The organism is Mycobacterium paragordonae, assembly GCF_003614435.1.
Taxonomy (GTDB): domain Bacteria; phylum Actinomycetota; class Actinomycetes; order Mycobacteriales; family Mycobacteriaceae; genus Mycobacterium; species Mycobacterium paragordonae.
Genome location: NZ_CP025546.1, coordinates 6,654,550 through 6,673,537 on the forward strand (window position 1 = coordinate 6,654,550; position 18,988 = coordinate 6,673,537).

General features: G+C 68.1%; 15 protein-coding genes. 8 read left to right on the plus strand and 7 right to left on the minus strand.

Annotation, left to right across the window (positions count from 1 at the left end):
• Nucleotides 1-22 precede the first annotated feature (22 nt).
• The 3 genes from C0J29_RS29870 to C0J29_RS34590 all read left to right on the plus strand — a co-directional run bounded on the left by C0J29_RS29870 (nt 23) and on the right by C0J29_RS34590 (nt 3,963).
• Complete coding sequence (locus C0J29_RS29870) at nt 23-670, plus strand: TetR/AcrR family transcriptional regulator (protein WP_120794410.1); 648 nt, start codon at nt 23-25, stop codon at nt 668-670.
• 24 nt (nt 671-694) lie between these two features.
• A complete protein-coding gene (gene dinB, locus C0J29_RS29875; protein ID WP_120794411.1) occupies nt 695-1,894 on the plus strand; it encodes a DNA polymerase IV in 1,200 nt (399 codons plus the stop codon).
• Between the two features lie 119 nt (nt 1,895-2,013).
• Nucleotides 2,014-3,963 carry a PE family protein gene (locus C0J29_RS34590; RefSeq protein ID WP_120794412.1) on the plus strand — a complete coding sequence of 650 codons (1,950 nt, stop codon included), beginning with the start codon at nt 2,014-2,016 and terminating at the stop codon, nt 3,961-3,963.
• A gap of 3 nt (nt 3,964-3,966) precedes the next feature.
• On the opposite strand, the gene C0J29_RS29885 is transcribed toward C0J29_RS34590, so the two are convergent.
• Nucleotides 3,967-4,971: a PHP domain-containing protein gene (locus tag C0J29_RS29885; protein WP_065161873.1), complete on the minus strand. Its 1,005-nt coding sequence runs from the start codon at nt 4,969-4,971 to the stop codon at nt 3,967-3,969.
• Entirely contained in the window at nt 4,971-5,396 is a 426-nt protein-coding gene (locus tag C0J29_RS29890; RefSeq protein ID WP_065044417.1) for a hypothetical protein, read from the minus strand. The genes C0J29_RS29885 and C0J29_RS29890 overlap by 1 nt, the downstream gene beginning before the upstream one ends.
• A gap of 27 nt (nt 5,397-5,423) precedes the next feature.
• Here C0J29_RS29890 and C0J29_RS29895 point away from each other — a divergent pair, with 27 nt between their 5' ends.
• The gene (locus C0J29_RS29895) at nt 5,424-6,272 is read left to right on the plus strand and encodes an LLM class F420-dependent oxidoreductase (protein WP_120795048.1); all 849 of its coding nucleotides are present in this window, start codon (nt 5,424-5,426) and stop codon (nt 6,270-6,272) included.
• A gap of 361 nt (nt 6,273-6,633) precedes the next feature.
• On the opposite strand, the gene C0J29_RS29900 is transcribed toward C0J29_RS29895, so the two are convergent.
• The 3 genes from C0J29_RS29900 to C0J29_RS33050 form a co-directional block, all read right to left on the minus strand.
• Nucleotides 6,634-8,100 (minus strand): glutamate synthase subunit beta, encoded by a 1,467-nt coding sequence (locus tag C0J29_RS29900; RefSeq protein WP_120794413.1) that lies wholly within the window; start codon nt 8,098-8,100, stop codon nt 6,634-6,636.
• Complete coding sequence (gltB, locus tag C0J29_RS29905; protein WP_120794414.1) at nt 8,093-12,676, minus strand: glutamate synthase large subunit; 4,584 nt, start codon at nt 12,674-12,676, stop codon at nt 8,093-8,095. Before gltB ends, C0J29_RS29900 begins: the two co-directional genes overlap by 8 nt.
• Nucleotides 12,677-13,624: 948 nt before the next feature.
• Entirely contained in the window at nt 13,625-13,777 is a 153-nt protein-coding gene (locus C0J29_RS33050) for a hypothetical protein (RefSeq protein ID WP_163761784.1), read from the minus strand.
• Between C0J29_RS33050 and C0J29_RS29910 the strand changes: the two genes are divergently transcribed.
• Entirely contained in the window at nt 13,741-14,721 is a 981-nt protein-coding gene (locus C0J29_RS29910) for a MinD/ParA family ATP-binding protein (protein ID WP_242460686.1), read from the plus strand. The two genes, C0J29_RS33050 and C0J29_RS29910, sit on opposite strands and share 37 nt — an antisense overlap.
• A gap of 5 nt (nt 14,722-14,726) precedes the next feature.
• On the opposite strand, the gene sigI is transcribed toward C0J29_RS29910, so the two are convergent.
• Nucleotides 14,727-15,596, minus strand: a complete 870-nt coding sequence (gene sigI / locus C0J29_RS29915) for an RNA polymerase sigma factor SigI (RefSeq protein WP_120794415.1) — start codon at nt 15,594-15,596, stop codon at nt 14,727-14,729.
• 154 nt (nt 15,597-15,750) lie between these two features.
• On the opposite strand from sigI, the gene C0J29_RS29920 reads away from it, so the two are divergent.
• Both C0J29_RS29920 and C0J29_RS29925 read left to right on the plus strand, forming a co-directional pair.
• Nucleotides 15,751-16,602 (plus strand): NAD(P)H-binding protein, encoded by an 852-nt coding sequence (locus C0J29_RS29920; protein ID WP_120794416.1) that lies wholly within the window; start codon nt 15,751-15,753, stop codon nt 16,600-16,602.
• Nucleotides 16,595-17,050 carry a nitroreductase family deazaflavin-dependent oxidoreductase gene (locus C0J29_RS29925; RefSeq protein WP_120794417.1) on the plus strand — a complete coding sequence of 152 codons (456 nt, stop codon included), beginning with the start codon at nt 16,595-16,597 and terminating at the stop codon, nt 17,048-17,050. Before C0J29_RS29920 ends, C0J29_RS29925 begins: the two co-directional genes overlap by 8 nt.
• Before the next feature lie 84 nt (nt 17,051-17,134).
• Here the strand turns inward: C0J29_RS29925 and C0J29_RS29930 are convergent, their stop codons facing one another.
• Nucleotides 17,135-17,425, minus strand: coding sequence for a WhiB family transcriptional regulator (locus C0J29_RS29930; RefSeq protein ID WP_065050167.1), 291 nt, complete (start codon nt 17,423-17,425; stop codon nt 17,135-17,137).
• Between the two features lie 447 nt (nt 17,426-17,872).
• Between C0J29_RS29930 and C0J29_RS29935 the strand changes: the two genes are divergently transcribed.
• Nucleotides 17,873-18,970, plus strand: a complete 1,098-nt coding sequence (locus tag C0J29_RS29935; RefSeq protein WP_065050196.1) for a helix-turn-helix domain-containing protein — start codon at nt 17,873-17,875, stop codon at nt 18,968-18,970.
• Nucleotides 18,971-18,988 lie beyond the last annotated feature (18 nt).

Here is an 18,988-nt window from a genome sequence, read left to right on the forward strand (position 1 = left end):
CAACGCGGTGTAAGCTGCCTGCGTGACCACGTCCCCGGGGAACAGGACTTCGCTCCCACGGGGACGACGCAGCGCACGGCCATCCGGCGATGAGCGCGAATTGGCGATCCTGGCAACCGCCGAAAGGCTGCTCGAAGACCGTCCGCTGGCCGACATCTCGGTCGACGACCTGGCCAGAGGTGCCGGGATCTCCCGGCCCACGTTCTACTTCTATTTCCCGTCCAAGGAAGCCGTGCTATTGACCCTGCTGGACCGGGTGGTCAACGAGGCCGACTCCGCCCTGCAGGCGCTGGCAGACCGTCTGGAAACCGGCCGCGACGACATGTGGCGCACCGGGATCAACGTGTTCGTGCAGACCTTCGGGTCCCACCGGGCCGTCATCCGGGGAGGTCAGGGCGTCCGGGCCATCAATTCCGAGGTCCGCCGACTGTGGTCCGCCTTCATGCAGAAGTGGATCGCCCACACCGCATCCATCATCGAAGCCGAACGCGAGCGCGGCGCCGCGCCCGAAACGCTGCCCGCCCTGGAGTTGGCAACCGCGCTCAACCTGATGAACGAGCGCGCGCTGTCGGCGTCGTTCCTCGCCGAGGAGCCTTCGGTGCCGGAGGCCAACGTGCTGGACACGCTGGTGCACGTCTGGGTCAGCGCCATCTACGGCGAACAACGCTGACCTGTCGGGCCCTCGTGCGAACATATGTTCGTGCGCTGTGAGGCGTCCATCCTGCATGCGGACCTGGATTCGTTCTATGCCTCCGTCGAGCAGCGGGACGATCCCGAGTTACGGGGCCGCCCGGTGATCGTCGGCGGCGGCGTCGTGCTGGCCGCCAGCTACGAGGCCAAGGCCTTCGGGGTGCGCACCGCGATGGGCGGGACGCAGGCGCGTCGGCTATGCCCGCACGCAGTCGTCGTGCCGCCCCGGATGAGCGCCTACTCGAAGGCCAGCGACGCGGTCTTCGAGGTGTTCCACGACTGCACGCCGCAGGTGGAGCCGCTATCGGTGGACGAGGCGTTTCTGGACGTCGCGGGCTTGCGCCGGGTGTCGGGCACGCCGCTCGAGATCGGCGCGCGACTCCGGGAAGACGTCCGCGCCCGGGTCGGCCTGCCCATCACCGTCGGCATCGCGCGCACCAAATTCCTGGCCAAGGTCGCCAGCCAGGAGGCCAAGCCCGACGGCCTGCTGCTGGTGCCTCCGGACCGGGAGCTGGAGTTTTTGCATCCCCTGCCGGTGCGCCGGCTATGGGGTGTGGGCGCGGTGACCGCCGACAAGCTGCGCACGCACGGCATCACCACCGTCGCCCAAGTCGCCGAACTCGGCGAATCCATGCTCGCGTCCATGGTCGGCCCGGCGATGGGCCGCCAGCTTCATGCGCTCTCCCGCAACATCGACCGTCGCCGGGTGACCACGGGGGTTCGGCGGCGCTCGGTGGGAGCCCAACGGGCGCTGGGCCGCGCCGGCACCACCATGTCCCCGGCCGAGATCGACGCGGTGGTAGTCAATTTGATCGACCGGATCACCGGCCGGATGCGCGCCGCGGGACGTACCGGACGCACCGTGGTGCTGCGACTGCGCTTCGAGGACTTCAGCCGGGCGACCAGGTCACAGACGATGCCATGGGCCACCTCCTCGACCCAGCCCATCCTCGCCACGGCCCGGCGGCTGGTGGCATCGGCGGCGCCTCTCATCGCCGAACGGGGACTGACGCTGGTCGGATTCGCGGTGTCCGGCATCGACCGCAGCGGTGCCCAGCAGCTGACGCTGCCGTTCGACGGGGAGTCACCCGCGGTCGACGACGCGATCGACGAAGTCCACCGCCGCTACGGCAAGTCCGCGCTGACGCGCGCGGTGCTGGTCGGCCGCGATCCTGGCCTGGAGATGCCGCGCCTGCCGGACTGACGCAGCGGCCCACTGTCTTCTGCGCTGCCAAAGTTGGGCCTGGTAGCCGAGCACGCGCAAGAACATCGCAAGCAGCGGGCCATAACTTGGGGCTCCACAGCAGCGGTGAGGAGCCAGAGATGTCCACTTTCCTACTGGTAGACCCAGAGATTGTCACCACTGCGTCCTCGGACTTGAAGGCGCTCGGAGCGACGATCGGGTCGGCCAATGCCGCGGCGGCGGGCTCGACGACGTCGGTGCTGGCCGCCGCGCAGGACGAGGTGTCGGCTGCGATCTCTCAGTTGTTCGGCGCCTACGGCCAGGAGTATCAGGCGCTCAGCGCGCAGTTGGCGCTATTCCACGAGCAATTTGTGCAGGCCCTGAGCTCGGCCGCGGGGGCTTATACGAACACGGAGGCGGCCAGTGCGGCGGCCGCCGCGGACCCGCTGACGGCGTTGGTCGGCGAGATCCAGGGCACGGGACTGTTAAACTTCGACCCGGTCAAGCTGCTGACCGGGCGCCCACTGTTCGGCAACGGGGCCGACGGGGCACCAGGAACCGGGCAGGCCGGCGGCGACGGCGGATGGCTGATCGGCAACGGCGGCGCCGGGGGCTCCGGCGCCACGGGTCGGGCCGGTGGGGCCGGCGGCTCGGCCGGCCTGTGGGGCCACGGCGGCAACGGCGGGGCGGGCGGCAACGGCGCTTCCGCACTGGTTGCCGGCGCAGGCGGGACCGGCGGTGCCGGCGGGGCTAACGGGTTCATCGGCGGCGGCGCCGGAGGTGCCGGCGGGCTCGGCGGGACTGGCGGTTCCAGCATTCTGTTCGGCGGCACGGGCGGGCACGGTGGAGCCGGCGGGGCCGGCGGGGCCAATCGGCAGTTGCTTTCCCTGTTCGGGGCGGCCGGTGCAGGCGGAGCCGGCGGCGCCGGCGGTTCAGGCACGGCCGGGCTCGATAACAGCGTGGCCGGTGGTACGGGTGGCCCCGGCGGGCACGGGGGTGCCGGCGGCCAGGGTGGCGCCGGGGGCGCGAACCAGGCCCTGCTGGGCGGGGTCGCCGGCGCGGGTGGCGCCGGCGGCAACGGCACCCTGGGAGGCCACGGGGGCACCGGCGGAAGCAGCACCACGACCGGCGGAAACGGGGGCATCGGAGGCGACGGCGGTGCCGCCGGTGCTGGTGGGGCCGGGGGCGTCAGTGCAGGGTTGTTCGGGCAGGCCGGCAATGGCGGGGGCGGCGGCGTCGGAGGGGCCGGCGGCACCGGCGGTACCGGCGGCAACGTCAGCGGCAACAACTTCGGAAGTGTTTCCGGCAACGGCGGCCAAGGCGGCCACGGCGGTTCCGGCGGGGCCGGCGGAAACTCCAGCGGCGGCGCCGTCAACGGAAGCGGGGGCGCCGGCGGTGCGGGCGGCATGGGTGGTTTCGGCGGTACCGGCTCGACTGGGACCGGCACAAACCACTCCACCTATGGCGGGGGCGGGGGCGGTGGCGGTGCCGGCGGCGGCGGCGGCCAGGTCGGCATCGGCGGCACCAGCGGCACCAGCGGCAGCGGCGGCACCGGCGGCACAGGGGGCACCGGCGGCGCCGCTTCGACTAACTCCCTCACCCAGCAGGTCGCCTTTGCGCTCGGTGGGGACGGCGGCAACGGTGGCGCCGGTGCCCCCAACGGCGGCGCCGGGGGTACCGGCGGCGGTGGCGGTGCCGGCGCCGGTGCGCTCGGGGTGTCGACCGGGGACATGGCGTTGAGCGGCGGCGGCGGAGGCGGCGGTGGGGCCGCATACGTCGGCGGCGCAGGCGGGGCGGGAGGCGCAGCCGGCTTCGCGCTCACCACCACCTCACAAGGCATCGCCGCAGGAGGCGCGGGCGGCGTCGGCAGCGCCACCGGTCCCGGAGGTGGCGGGGGCGGCGGCGCCTGGGCATATCCGCAAAACCACATTCCTGGGCTCGCCGGTCAAAAAGGTGACCTGGGTGGCGCCGGAGGCACCGGTGGTGGTGCCGGCCAGATCGGAGGCGACGGGGGCACCACCGGCGTCGCCGGCCAAGGCGCCGAAGCATTGATCGTCGGCAACGGCGGCGGCGACGGGCAGTCGGTCTGACCGCTACCGGGCCGCCCAGTCCAGCAACTCTTCGACGGACCAGCTGTTGATGATGCGGTCGACGGGAACCTCCGCATCCAAAGCGCGCTGAGCGCCATAGCCGAGGAAATCCAGCTGCCCCGGCGCGTGGGCATCGGTGTCGATGCTGAACACGCAGCCGATGTCGCGCGCCAGATTGAGCAACCGGGTCGGCGGGTCCCGGCGCTCGGGCCGGGAGTTGATCTCGACCGCGGTGCCGTGGTCGCGGCAGGCGGTGAAAACCTTCTCGGCGTCGAACTTCGATTCCGGGCGGATGCCACGATTGCCCGAAACCAGGCGGCCGGTGCAGTGCCCGAGTACGTCGGCATGGCCCTCGGACACCGCGCGCACCATCCGCCGGGTCATCGCGGCGGGTTCCATGGCCAGCTTCGAATGCACGCTGGCCACCACGATGTCGAGGCGATCCAGCAGTTCGGGCTCCTGGTCGAGGGTGCCGTCCTCGAGGATGTCGACCTCGATGCCGGTGAGGATGCGCAGGGGCGCGAACTTCTCCCGCAGCTCGTCGATCACGTCGAGCTGCTTTCGCAGCCGATCCGGCGACAGGCCGTTGGCGATCGTCAGCCGCGGCGAGTGATCGGTCAGCGCGCAGTATTCGTGCCCGAGCGCGGCCGCGGTGGCCATCATCTCCTCGATCGGTGCCGACCCGTCGGACCAGTTCGAATGCAGGTGCAGATCGCCGCGCAGAGCCGCGCGGACCTCGGCGCCACCGAGATCCTCTGCGTTGGCCCGCAATTCGACCAGCTGATCGGGTTCCTGGCCGGCCCAGGCCTGGGCGATGACCAGGGCGGTCTTGGGTCCGATGCCGGGTATCGACTGCCAGCTGTTGGCCTGGCCGTGCCGTTCCAGCGCGGTCTCGTCGAGCCGCTCGAGAATGTCGGCGGCGTTGCGATATGCCATCACCCGCCGGGACTCCTGGCGGCTGCGGTCTTTGTAGTACGCGATCTGGCGCAGGGCGAACACCGGATCCATCAGAGCAGCTGCCCGGCGATGAACCCGGCGAAGACGACGCCGAAGCCGCCCATCTCGCCGATGATGAGCAGGGCCATGAAGAACCCGGTGCCCCGCACCGGCGGGTCGAACTGGTTCTCGGTGTCGCGGCGCGCGCCGTGCACGATGTAGCCGACGATCGCGCCGACGAAGAAAAACACCGCCACACCGGTCGCGGTGAGATTCACCCACGCCGGCCACACACTCAGTTCGACGAACGCCGCGAACAGCAACGTGGCGAATGCATACAACAGCGCCGCCCGATGGGCGATATCGACGTAGACGTGCGCGCGGTGATCCTCGGTGACCATGATCTGCCGGTACTTCCAGACCCCAAGCGCCAGTGCCAGAAGAAAGATCAGGCCGGTCGCCAGCAGGGTGAGTTTGGTATCGAGTCCGAGAACCATCGTTTGACCGAGTCTAGTGTCGAGATCATGCGCTTTGCATTCAAGACCTCACCGCAGAACACCACCTGGCCCGATATGTTGGCCGTCTGGCAGGCCGCCGACGACATCGACGTCTTCGAATCCGGCTGGACCTTCGACCACTTCTACCCGATCTTCTCCGACTCGACCGGACCCTGCCTGGAGGGTTGGACGACGCTCACCGCGCTGGCGCAAGCCACCAAGCGGCTGCGGCTCGGCACCCTGGTCACCGGTATCCACTACCGCCATCCGGCGGTGCTGGCCAATATGGCGGCCACGCTCGACATCATCTCGGGCGGCCGACTCGAACTCGGTATCGGCGCCGGCTGGAACGAAGAAGAGTCCGGCGCTTACGGCATCGAACTCGGCAGCATCAAGGAACGCTTCGACCGCTTCGAAGAGGCCTGTCAGGTGCTGATCGGCTTGCTCAGCGAGGAAACCACCACCTTCGACGGCAGCTACTACCAACTCAAGGACGCCCGCAACGAGCCGAAGGGTCCGCAGCGGCCGCACCCGCCGATCGCCATCGGCGGCAGCGGGGAAAAGCGGACCTTGCCGATCACCGCGCGGTATGCGCAGCACTGGAATTTCGCCGGGGGCACGCCGGAGGAATTCGCGCGCAAGCGCGACGTGCTGGCCGCCCGTTGCCGGGACATCGGGCGCGACCCGAAGGAAATCACTTTGTCGGCGCATCTGGGGCTGGGGCCCGATCGCAACTACGGGCAAGTGATGGAGACCGCGGCGGCGCTGGGAGCCGAGGGTCTCGACCTCGGCATCGTCTACCTCGCCCCGCCGCATGATCCCGCCGTGTTGGAGCCGCTGGCCGAGGCGATTCGGGATTCGGGTTTGCTCAGCTAACGCGAGCAAACCCCCCGAGGGTTAGCCGGTGCGACGGCGCCGGCTGGTTGGGTGGCTTAGATCGCGAAGCGCAGCAATTCTTCAGCCGTGACCAGGCGCTCGTGCTTCGCTGGGAACTCACGGCTCTTGACCGGGTGGCGAACCAGTGACCAGGCGATTCGCGCCATTCTTGTGCGGGGAACGGGTGTCATGTGCACGGTGGTAACTCCTGCGATCGATCTAACGCAACCGTGGCTCCTGGGCGGCCCGAGCGTGCCTCTATGTGATGGAGCCCACAGGAAATTATTAGACACCCGTGCTCTGGCAAACGTTCGGCGGCGCGCCGAACATTTATCAAATGTTTCAGGTGTGACTGGTGTGGTTATGTCAGAGGAGCGGCGGTCGGTTTGATCGGAGCCGGCAGAGCGCTGGCTCCCATCAGGTGGCGGTCCACCGCCGCGGCTGCGGAACGGCCTTCAGCAATCGCCCACACGATCAATGACTGGCCACGACCCATGTCTCCGGCTACGAACACGCCGGGCACCGAGGTCTCGTAGTCGTCGCCGCGCGCGACGTTGCCGCGCTCGGTGAACTTCACGCCCAGCTCGGTGAGCAGGCCCGGCTTCTCCGGACCGACGAACCCCATCGCCAGCAACACCAGATCGGCTTCCAGATTGAAGTCGGTTCCTTCGACCTTGACGAACTTCCCGTCCTGCATCGTCACTTCGTGCACCTTGAGCGCGGTGACGCGCCCGTCGTCGCCGATGAACTCCTCGGTGTTCACCGAGAAAACCCGCTCGCCGCCTTCCTCGTGCGCGGACGCGATGCGGTACATCAGCGGATAGGTCGGCCACGGCGTGGACGCGGCCCGGGTCTCCGGCGGCCGCGGCATGATCTCGAACTGATGGATGCGCGCCGCGCCCTGGCGGTGCGCGGTGCCCAGGCAGTCCGCACCGGTGTCACCGCCGCCGATGATCACCACCTTCTTGCCCTTAGCGGTGATCGGCGGTTCCCCGTCCGGTCCCAGGACGTCATCGCCTTCCTGGACGCGGTTGCCCCACGGCAGGTACTCCATCGCCTGGTGGATGCCATCGAGGTCGCGGCCCGGAATCGGCAGGTCCCGCCACGCGGTGGCTCCACCGGCCAGCACGACCGCGTCGAAGTCGGCCAGCAACTGCTCGGCCGTGATGTCCTCGCCGACGTTGACGCCGGCCCGGAACTGGGTGCCTTCGGCGGTCATCTGCGCCAGCCGGCGATCCAGCACGCGCTTTTCCATCTTGAACTCGGGGATGCCGTACCGCAGCAGTCCGCCGATCCGGTCCTCGCGCTCGAAGACGGTGACCTTGTGACCGGCACGCGTGAGCTGTTGCGCCGCAGCCAATCCGGCGGGGCCCGAGCCGACCACGGCAACCGTCTTTCCGGTGTCGCAGTGCGGCAGGACCGGCTCCACCCAGCCTTCGTCGAAGGCCTTGTCGATGATCTCCAGCTCGATCTGCTTGATCGTCACCGGATCCTGGTTGATGCCCAGCACACACGCCGGCTCACACGGAGCCGGACACAACCGGCCGGTGAAGTCGGGGAAGTTGTTCGTCGCGTGCAGGCGCTCGATCGCGTCGCGGAAGCGGCCCCGGCGCACCAGGTCGTTCCATTCCGGAATCAGGTTGCCCAGCGGGCAACCGTTGTGGCAGAACGGGATTCCGCAGTCCATGCAGCGGGTCGCCTGCTCGCGCAGGGTCTCCACCTCGAACTCCTCGTAGACCTCTTTCCAGTCCTTGAGCCGCAACGGAACGGGCCGCCGCTGGGGCAGCTCGCGGTGGGTGTACTTGAGAAAGCCAGTTGGATCAGCCATGAGCCGCCGCCATAATCGCCTTGTCCACGTCGGTGCCGTCGCGTTCGGCGTCAGCGATCGCCTGCAGCACCTTCTTGTAGTCGCGCGGCATCACCTTCACGAAGTGCCGCTGCTGGTTACGCCAATCGGCCAGGATGCGTTGGCCGACAGCTGAATCGGTCGCATCGACATGCGCCGTGATGATGCCGTGCAGGAACTCCGCGTCGTCGGAGTCCAGCGCCTCGGAGTCGACCATCTCGATGTTGAGATTTTCCGGCAGTTTCTCGTCCGGGTCGTAGACGTAGGCCACACCACCGGACATGCCGGCAGCGAAGTTGCGGCCGGTGCTGCCCAGGATGACCACCCGGCCACCGGTCATGTACTCGCAACCGTGGTCGCCTACACCCTCGACCACAGCGTGCGCCCCGGAGTTGCGCACCGCGAACCGCTCGCCGACCACACCGCGCAGGTATACCTCGCCGCTGGTCGCGCCGAACAGAATCACGTTGCCGCCGATGATGTTGTCCTCGGCGACATAGCCTTCCGGCGCATTGTCGGAGGGCCGCACCACGATCCGGCCACCGGACAGGCCCTTGCCCACGTAGTCGTTGGCGTCGCCGTAGATACGCAGGGTGATTCCCTTGGGCACGAAGGCTCCGAAGCTGTTGCCGGCCGACCCCTCGAAGGTGATGTCGATGGTTCCGTCCGGCAACCCTTGTCCGCCATAGGCTTTGGTCACCTCGTGGCCGAGCATGGTGCCGACGGTGCGGTTGACGTTGCTGATCGTGGTGGAGAACCGGACCGGCTTCTGCGAGTCCAGCGCCTCCCGGCTCATCACGATCAGCTGCTGGTCGAGCGCCTTATCCAGCCCGTGGTCCTGCCGTGAACTGCAGTACAGGTCCTGGTTCATGAACGCCGACTCGGGTTCGTGCAGCACCGGCGTCAGGTCCAGGCGGTGCGCCTTCCAGTGCGCACGGGCCAGCGTGGTGTCCAGTGCCCCGGCCTGGCCGACCGCTTCGTTGACGGTCCGGAAGCCCAACTGCGCCATGTACTCCCGCATTTCTTCGGCGATAAACATGAAGAAGTTCTCGACGAATTCCGGCTTGCCGGTGAACCGTTCGCGCAGCAACGGGTTCTGGGTGGCCACCCCGACGGGGCAGGTGTCCAGGTGGCAGACCCGCATCATGATGCAACCGGCCACCACCAGAGGTGCGGTGGCGAAACCGAATTCCTCGGCGCCCAGCAGGGTCGCGATCATCACGTCCCGGCCGGTCTTGAGTTGGCCGTCCACCTGCACCACGATCCGGTCGCGTAATCCGTTGAGCAACAGGGTCTGCTGCGTTTCGGCGAGCCCGAGCTCCCACGGCGCACCCGCGTGCTTCATCGACGTCAGCGGCGTCGCGCCGGTGCCGCCGTCGTGGCCGGAGATCAGCACCACGTCGGCGTGCGCCTTCGAAACGCCGGCCGCAACCGTCCCCACCCCGTTCTCGGACACCAACTTCACGTGCACCCGTGCGGACGGGTTGGCGTTCTTCAGGTCGTGGATCAGCTGTGCGAGATCCTCGATCGAGTAGATGTCGTGGTGCGGTGGCGGCGAAATCAGTCCGACGCCGGGCGTGGAGTGCCGTACCGAAGCCACCCACGGATACACCTTGTGCCCCGGAAGCTGGCCGCCCTCACCGGGTTTGGCGCCCTGGGCCATCTTGATCTGGATGTCGGTGCAGTTGGTCAGGTAATGCGACGTGACACCGAACCGGCCCGAGGCCACCTGCTTGATCGCGCTGCGGCGCCAGTCCCCATTGGGGTCGGCGTCGAAACGCTTGACGTCCTCACCGCCCTCGCCACTGTTGGATCGAGCACCCAACCGGTTCATCGCGACGGCCAGCGTCTCGTGCGCTTCCGCGGAGATGGAGCCGTAGCTCATCGCCCCGGTGGAGAAGCGCTTCACGATCTCGCTGGCCGGCTCGACCTCCTCGATCGGCACCGGTGGACGCAGGTCGGCACGGAACTTCAGCAGTCCGCGCAACGACGCCATCCGCTCACTCTGGTCATCGACCAGCCGGGTGTACTCCTTGAAGATCTTGTACTGGCCGGTGCGGGTGGAGTGCTGCAGCTTGAAGACCGTCTGTGGGTTGAACAGGTGGTATTCGCCCTCGCGGCGCCACTGGTACTCCCCGCCCACCTCGAGCTCGCGGTGCGCCCGCTCGTCGGGTCGGTCCAGGTAAGCCAGCGAGTGCCGGGACGCGACGTCGGCGGCGATGTCGTCCAGGGTGATACCACCGGTGGGACAAGCCAATCCGGTGAAGTACTCGTCGAGCACGTCCTCGGAGACACCTACGGCCTGGAAGAGCTGCGCGCCGGTGTAGGAGGCCAGCGTCGAGATGCCCATCTTGGACATCACCTTCAACACGCCCTTGCCCGCGGCCTTGACGTAGTTGTTGAGCGCATGGCTGCGCTCGATGCCGTCGATGACACTGCGGTCGAGCATGTCCTCGATCGACTCGAACACCAGGTAGGGGTTGATCGCCGCGGCGCCGCACCCGATAAGCAGGGCCATATGGTGCACCTCGCGCGCGTCGCCCGATTCGACGACGAGGCCCACGTGGGTGCGCGTGCGGTCCCGCACCAGGTGGTGGTGCACGCCCGCGACCGCCAGCAAGGACGGGATGGGCGCCATGGTGTGGTCGGAGTTGCGGTCGGACAGGATGATCAGCCGCGCACCGTCGGCGATCGCCGCCGACGCCTGCGCGCGCACGTCATCAAGCGCCGCAGCCAGCCCGGCGCCGCCCTCGGCTACCGGGTACAGGCAGTGGATCACCTTGGATCGCATGCCGTGTGGCCGGCCGTCGACCTCGTCCTCGGGGTTGAGGTTGATCAGCTTGGCCAGCTCGTAGTTGCGCAGAATCGGCTGAGGCAGCGAGATCTGGTGACAGGAGTTCTCGTCCGGGTTGAGCAGGTCCCGCTCGCCGCCGGTGGTGCCTTGCAGGCTGGTCACCACCTCTTCGCGGATGGCGTCCAGCGGCGGGTTGGTCACCTGGGCGAACAGTTGGTGGAAGTAGTCGAAGAGCATCCGAGGCCGCTTCGACAGCACCGCGATCGGGGTGTCGGTGCCCATCGACCCGAGCGGCTCCGCGCCGGTGCGGGCCATCGGCGCCACCAGGATGTTGAGCTCCTCGTAGGTGTAGCCGAACGTCTGTTGCCGCACGACCAGCCGGTGGTGCGGCATGCGTACGTACTTGTTGGCCGGCAGCTTGTCCAGCGGCACCAGGCCGTTGTCGAGCCACTCCTGGTAAGGGTGCTCGGCCGCCAATTCAGCCTTGATCTCCTCGTCGGCGACGATGCGGCCCTGCGTGGTGTCCACCAGGAACATCCGGCCCGGCTGCAGCCGCATCCGCTGCACCACGGTGGACGGGTCGAGGTCCAGCACGCCGGCCTCCGACGCCATCACGACCAATCCGTCTTCGGTGACCCAGATCCGGGAGGGCCGCAGGCCGTTGCGGTCCAGCACGGCGCCCACGATGGTGCCGTCGGTGAAGGTGATCGATGCCGGTCCGTCCCACGGCTCCATCAAGGAGGCGTGGTACTCGTAGAACGCCCGCCGCGCCGGGTCCATCGACTCGTGGCGTTCCCACGCCTCGGGGATCATCATCAGCACCGCGTGGGCCAGGCTGCGGCCGCCCAGGTGCAGCAACTCGACCACCTCGTCGAAGCGCGCCGTGTCCGATGCCCCCGGGGTACAGATCGGGAACAGCTTCTGGACGTCGTCCTGCGACCCGAAGACGTCGGTCTTGATCAGCGCCTCGCGGGCGCGCATCCAGTTCTCGTTGCCGGTGACGGTGTTGATCTCCCCGTTGTGCGCGACGCGGCGGAACGGGTGTGCCAACGGCCAGGACGGGAAGGTGTTCGTGGAGAAACGGGAGTGCACGATGCCCAGCGCGCTGGTCACCCGGTTGTCCTGCAGATCGAGATAGAAGGCCTTGAGCTGCGGCGTGGTCAGCATGCCCTTGTAGACGAACGTCTGGCCGGACAGGCTCGGGAAATACACGGTCTCGCGACCCGGCCCGTCCTGGCCCGGTCCTTTGGTGCCGAGTTCGTGCTCGGCACGCTTGCGGACGATGTACGCGCGGCGCTCCAGCGCCATGCCCGAGGCACCGGCCATGAACACCTGGCGGAAGGTTGGCATCGCGTCACGCGACAGCGCGCCCAGCGAGGAGTCATCGGTGGGCACGTTGCGCCAGCCGAGGACCTGCAGGCCCTCGGATTCGGCGATCTTCTCCACCGCGGAGCAGGCAGCGGCGGCGTCCTTGGACGACTGCGGCAGGAACGCGATGCCGGTGGCGTAACTACCCGCCTCGGGCAGCTCGAAATCCACGACCTCGCGCAGGAAAGCATCCGGGACCTGAATCAGGATGCCGGCGCCGTCACCACTGCGCGGCTCGGCACCGGCAGCACCGCGGTGCTCCAGGTTGAGCAACGCGGTAATAGCCTTGTCGACGATGTCGCGGCTACGCCGGCCGTGCATGTCGACGACCATGGCCACACCGCATGAATCGTGTTCGTATGCGGGGTTATACAGCCCGACGCGCTTGGGCGTCATTCCCACCTAACCCTTCAGCAGACTTTCTGCACGGCCGCTTTGCGAATCGACTTTCCGGATCGAAGGGACCGCACCCGGAGGTTGCGGGCTGAACCCCCTCGGTCTCATCGACAGGCTGTCCGCCAAGCGGAGATAATCCGGTCAGGGTTTCGTCCGTGCAGCGTTGAACGGTAGCCCCGTACCTATTTCGACAAGTCGTAAAACGATATGACAAAACCCGCCTGACATGCCAACTTACCAATACTAACCTTTCAGCTGGCGGCTCCGTAAATTCGCTGTTACCAGCGATCGACAGCATCGTGGCCTGACCTGCGACCATGGCGGACGGCCGCGGACTGTGGTGAGAATCGCACTACGACACCGGAGCCCGTCGCACTCGCGTAGAAGTTTGCTGCGGGCGCCCACGGTGATGTTCTGAAGCGGCCCGGTGAATCGCGCTGCCCAGTCTCACCGGCAACATGGCGCACGATAAGGCGTGGCAGCAATGTCGAGCGAGCACGCCTCCGAGCCGGCGGGCGGCGCCCTGGCGCCCCGGCAGCCGCGGCTGGACCGAGTTTGCGCGGTGTGAGCGCGACTGGCGCGGACCAGTCGGTGACCGATACTGGACGACAGCATCCCGCGTTGGCCGACAGGCCTGTGCACCCGAGGAGCCCATGAACGCGCCCCAAGAATTTCTGCGGAACCGAATGCTGCCCGAGCAGCCGGTCTCCCCTCCCCGACCGCCCTCCCCGCCCGCCGAACGGGCGCCGCAACCGTCGCAGTCTGCGCCGCCACCCGCGCCGGCCAAAGTCCCGCCGGCGCCAGTCAAAGCCGCGCCGCCGGCTCCGACCCCGGTCCCGCCGCCGGTCCCGCCGCCGGTCAAAGCCCCGCCGCCGGTCAAAGCCCCGCCGGCACCGGTCAACGCCCCGCCGCCGGCCCCGCCGCCGCCCGTGAAAGCGCCGCCACCTGTCACAGCGCCGCCGCCTCCGGCAGCCGCACCACCTCACCCGGCCGCGCCGCCCCCGCAGCCGCCGCGGCCCGCTCCGCCACCACCCCCGCATCGCGACTCGCCGCGGCAACCGCCCCTGCCCCCGCAACCCGCCCCGCCGCCCCGGGGCCCATGGCCGGATGCGGGTGCCGGCCCAACCGCACGCCCCCCCGACAGGCCCGTCGAACGAGGTTGGCGACGCATGGTCCGCACGGCGACATTCGGCCTGGTCAAGCCCGGCCTATCGCCGGCACAGCGCGAAGCCGCGCAATTCGAGGCGACCATCCGAACGGCCCTGCACGGCAACCACAAAGTGGGCGTCCTCGGCAAGGGCGGCGTCGGCAAGACGTCGGTCGCCGCCAGCGTCGGTTCGATACTGGCCGAACTGCGCCAGCAGGACCGCATCGTCGCCATCGACGCCGACACCGCCTTCGGCCGGCTCAGCAGCAGGATCGACCCCAGGACAACCGGCTCGTTCTGGGAATTGACCGCCGACAAGAACCTGCAGTCCTTCGCCGACGTGACCTCCCGGGTCGGGCGCAATTCCACCGGGCTCTATGTGCTGGGCGGCGAGCCGGTCACCGGTCCGCGCCGGGTACTCGATCCGGCGATCTACCGGGAAGCAGCGCTGCGCCTGGACCGGCATTTCGCGATCTCGGTCATCGATTGCGGATCGACAATGGACGCCGCCGTCACCCGTGAGGTGCTGCGGGATCTGGACGCGTTGATCGTGGTGTCCTCGCCGTGGGCGGACGGCGCCGCGGCCGCCGCCAAGACTGTCGAATGGTTGTCCGATCACGACCTCGGTGGTCTGCTGCAACGCAGCGTCGTCGTACTCAACGACTCCGACGGCCACGCCGACAAACGCACCCGCTCGCTGCTGGCTCGCGAGTTCATCGACCACGGCCAGCCGGTGGTCGAGGTGCCTTTCGATCCCCACTTGCGACCCGGCGGCGTCATCGACGTCACCCAGGAGATGGCCCCCGCGACGCGGCTGAAGTTTCTGCAGGTCGCAGCCACCATCACCGGATACTTCGCGTCCCGGGCCGAAGGACCGCGCAACCGCACCCCCGCGTGACGGGGTCAGCCCCGTCGCGCCGACGGGTCCGCCGTCGCCTCGATCTTGGTGATCAGGTTGCCGCGGACCGTCAACACCACCACGGCGAACAATCGGCGATCGGTGAAGGCGAGTAACACCGGCCGGCCGGCCGGACCGCCGACCAGCGTCGCTCCCGGACCCAGGTAACGCAGCAGGTTGGTGGCGACGGCGACGGGACCGTGGTTGACCTGTGGCGGCGGCATCGGGTCGGCAAGCACCGTACCGACCCCCCACACCGTCGGATCCAGTACGGCGGTCAAGCCCGCGATATCGCCGTTGGAGCACGCGGTGATGAATTTCTCGGTCACGACTTGGTGTTCGGTCGGGCTGACCTCTGTGCTCGGGTGGGGGCGCACCCGTGCCTCGGTGAACTTGGCGCGCGCCCGCCGGGCCAGTTGCCGGCAGGTGCCGGCCGGGCGGCCGACGGTCTCGGCGATCGTGTCGAAGGGGACGCCGAAAACGTCATGCAACACGAACGCGACCCGCTCGCCGGGGCTGAGCCTGCGCAGGACCTCCAGCAGCGCGGTGCGGATCTCGTCGTCGAGGGTGACCCGGTCGGCCGGATCGACAACACCCACGTCGGCGGGCAGCGGTCGCTGATCGTCGCGGTGCGGTCGTTCGTACCGGGCTCGCGCCGAACGGATCTGGTCGAGGCACAGCCGGCTGGTGACGACGGTGAGCCACCCGCGGACATCGTCGATCTCACCGCGGTCGGTGCGCGACAATCGCAGAAACGCCTCTTGCACAACGTCTTCCGCTTCACCGACGTCACCGAGTATCTGGTAACCGAGATTGATCAGGTACGGGCGGTGCAGGCGCCAGGCCTCGTCGACTTGGTCAGCGGGTGCATTCATGTGACTTCGACGATTTCGCGCTCCGAAAAGTTACGGCCGGCAACAGTAACTTTCCCATCTTCCACCCCGTCCTTGGTTGAGCACGAACGCTTTTCCCCCAAAGCACCCCCAAAGGACCCCCAAAGGACCCCCAAGGACCCAAAAAGGAGTAGTCATGAACATTGTCGTCACCGGAGCGACCGGCAACGTCGGCCGCCCGCTCATCGCCCGACTCGTCGCCGCAGGCGCACCCGTGCGAGCGGTCACCCGCTCGCCGGACACCGCGCGGCTGCCCGCCGATGTCGAGGTGGTCACCTCGGTCGCAGACGCATTGCCTGGCGCCTCCGCGGTTTTCCTGAATTCTCGCGCTCTGGGCGACCGCCTGGCGGATGTGGTCGCTCAGTGCGGGTCCGCCGGGATCACCAAACTGGTTGCCCTGTCGGCCATCAACGTCGACGATGATGACGCGCTGCAGCCGTCGCGCTTCCGCGGCGACCGCAACCGAGAAGTCGAACATCTGGCGGAGGGTTCCGGCCTGGCCTGGACAAGCCTGCGCCCGTCGGTGTTCGCGTCGAATTTCGCCGGCATGTGGTCGGCGCAACTGCGCGCCGGCGACGTGGTTGCCGGACCCTACGCGACGGCCTCCCTGGCACCCATCGACGATCGCGACGTCTCCGCGGTTGCGGCGCACGCGCTGCTGACCGACGAACTGGTCGGGCAGAAACTCTCCCTGACCGGGCCGCAAGCCCTCACCAATGCCGAGTTGGTGGAAGTCATCGGCTCCGTACTGGGACGCCCTGTGCAGTATCGCGAAATGCCACCGGACGTCGTTCGGGCGCGATTTCGTGATCTGGGATTCGCTCCCGAATTCGCGAACGCCTACATCGCGATGCTCGCTCAGACACTGGACAAACCGGCTCTGGTCACCCACGAGGTGGAGAAGATTCTGGGCCGGCCACCGCTGACGTTCGCGCAGTGGGTGTCCGACCAGCGCCACGCCTTCACCCGGGGAGCGCGCGATGTCTGAGAACACCCTGCGCCCGCCGCGCTACCTCAAGCCGATGAACCGGCTGATGAAGGCCGTCCAGAAGCTCGGCATACCGACCGGCCCCGCCATGGTGTTGACCGTGCCGGGACGCAGATCGGGGCAACCGCGCAGCACTCCGATGACGCCCTTCGACTACCGCGGCGGTCTCTACGTGGTGGCCGGTTATCCAGGTGCGGACTGGGCGGCAAACGCACGGGCCGCAGGCACCGGCACGCTGGCCCGCGGCCGCCGGCGCCGGCAGGTCCGAATCGTCGAGCTGACCGCCGACGACGCCCGTCCGGTGCTGCGCGAGTTTCCCGCCAAAGTGCCGGTCGGTGTGGCATTCGCCAAACGGTCAGGACTGGTGCGCGACGGCAGTCCCGACGAGTTCGAAGCGCTGGCCGGTCGGCTGGCGGTGTTCCGGTTCGATCCGGTCGAGACCACCTAGACCACCTAGTAGGGGCCGCCAAGACGCAACAGCGCGAGAAATCGAAGGATTTCTCGCGCTGTTGATGCGATCTTCAGCCGGCGGTCACGCCGATTGAGCAGTCACCCGCTCCCGCACGGCGAAACCGTTGCGCTCGGCCAGTGACCGCAGCTGGGCCAGCGCGAAGGCGCGCGGGCGTCCAGAGTCGGGAATGACGACACCGGCCCAAAGTCCTTCGGCGCCAGGCAATTCCACAGCCTCTTTGGCGCACAGCCAGCGGCGCGGGCAGGCCCGGCACAACGTCTTGGCCTCGTCGTCGGGGGTCGTCGTCCAACGGTCGGGGTCTTGGGTGCACACGCCCAGCTGCGGGACCTCGAAAAGAGTTGTTGCGGTCATGGTTCTGCATTCCTCCATAAAGCGTTGCGCGTTCTGCCCCTCTGCCTCAGAAGGCTAGCGCACGAACCGTCGCAGTGCAACAGTTCATTCCGCAGCAGTTGCACGGTGGTGCTACGGCTTTGCAGCGGAACAGGCGAGCGTACCTACTTAACCTGCGATTACCAGGGGTTATATCCTGTCAATAGGCTGTGCGTAGGCTGCTGATCAGCTGGTTGCGTTCACAGCTTTTCAACAAAATGTTCCCAGCTGCGACCTCTGGCGCTATGGTTAACCGTAGCGGTAAGCCAGTTTGATGGGCCGCAACCCGCGCCGACATGTCGCCGGGAAAGCGTAGCGAAGGTATAGCAATAGAAGGGTGCAACGGTTACGATGTTGGTCAGCGAAAGGTGTGCCGCACGGCCCGCCGCGCGGCCCGCCCTGACAACCGCCAGCGAGGATTCCACCCAGATGCCTAACGCCCAATCGACCGTGGGACCGGCTGCGCTGGCCGCGCTCAGCGGCGTAGCGGCCGGCGCGATCGAACCCGGCTACCGCGTCATGGGCGCGGGTCAGTGGTACCGGTCCGGTCAGCGGGTCGATGAGCAGCAGGCCACCGGGGTAGACCTGCGAGCGGTGCCTAATGACGGAAAGTGGCGCTTGGCCGAGGAGTCCGTCGACGCCCGCGAGAGCGGTATGTTCGTCGACGGACTGCGCGAGAGCCCGTCCGTCAGCGACAAGAAAAACGTCCCGTTCGGCGATCCCACTGGAGGCAAGGCGTTGACGTTCGAAGTCGTCAGGCCGACGAATCTGCCTGAAGAGCCCCGTCAGGACGACCAGAGTGCTGACGCCGACCCCGGAGTGATCCGGGCCGGCGCCGCCGCCGCCGCGCGCCGTCGGGAACTCGACATCAGCCAGCGCAGCCTCGCCGCTGACGGGATCATCAACGCGGGTGCGCTCATCTCCTTCGAAAAGGGTCGCAGCTGGCCCCGGGAACGGACCCGCGCCAAGCTCGAGGAAGTACTGCAGTGGCCTGCCGGAACGATCGCCCGCATCCGCGAGGGTGACGCCGTGGTCAATCAGCCGGCTCCGGCACCCGCCGTCGAAGCCGTACCCGAGGCGCCCTCGGCCGCCGACGGCCCCGCATCGCTGATCGCCCAGGCCGTGGCCGCCGCCGTGGACACCTGCAGTCTGGCCATCGCCGCGCTGCCCTCGCCCGAGGATCCGGAGTTCACCGAGCGGGCGGCGCCGATTCTGGCCGATCTTCGCCAGCTCGAGGCGATCGCCGTTCAGGCCACCCGGATCAGTCGGATCACCCCCGAACTGATCAAGGCGATGAGCTCCGTCCGGCGGTACCACGACAAATTGATGACGCTGGGCGCGACGGCGCCCGGAGCGACGCTGGCGCAACGTTTATATGCCGCGCGCCGCCGAGCCAATCTCTCCACGCTGGAAACTGCACAGGCGGCCGGCGTCACCGAAGAAATGATCGTCAAAGCGGAGGCGGAAGAAGTTTTGCCCGCCGCAACCGCCGAAGCGATCGAAGCACTCATTAGCCAGATCAATTGATATGGGGCCCGGGCGCAA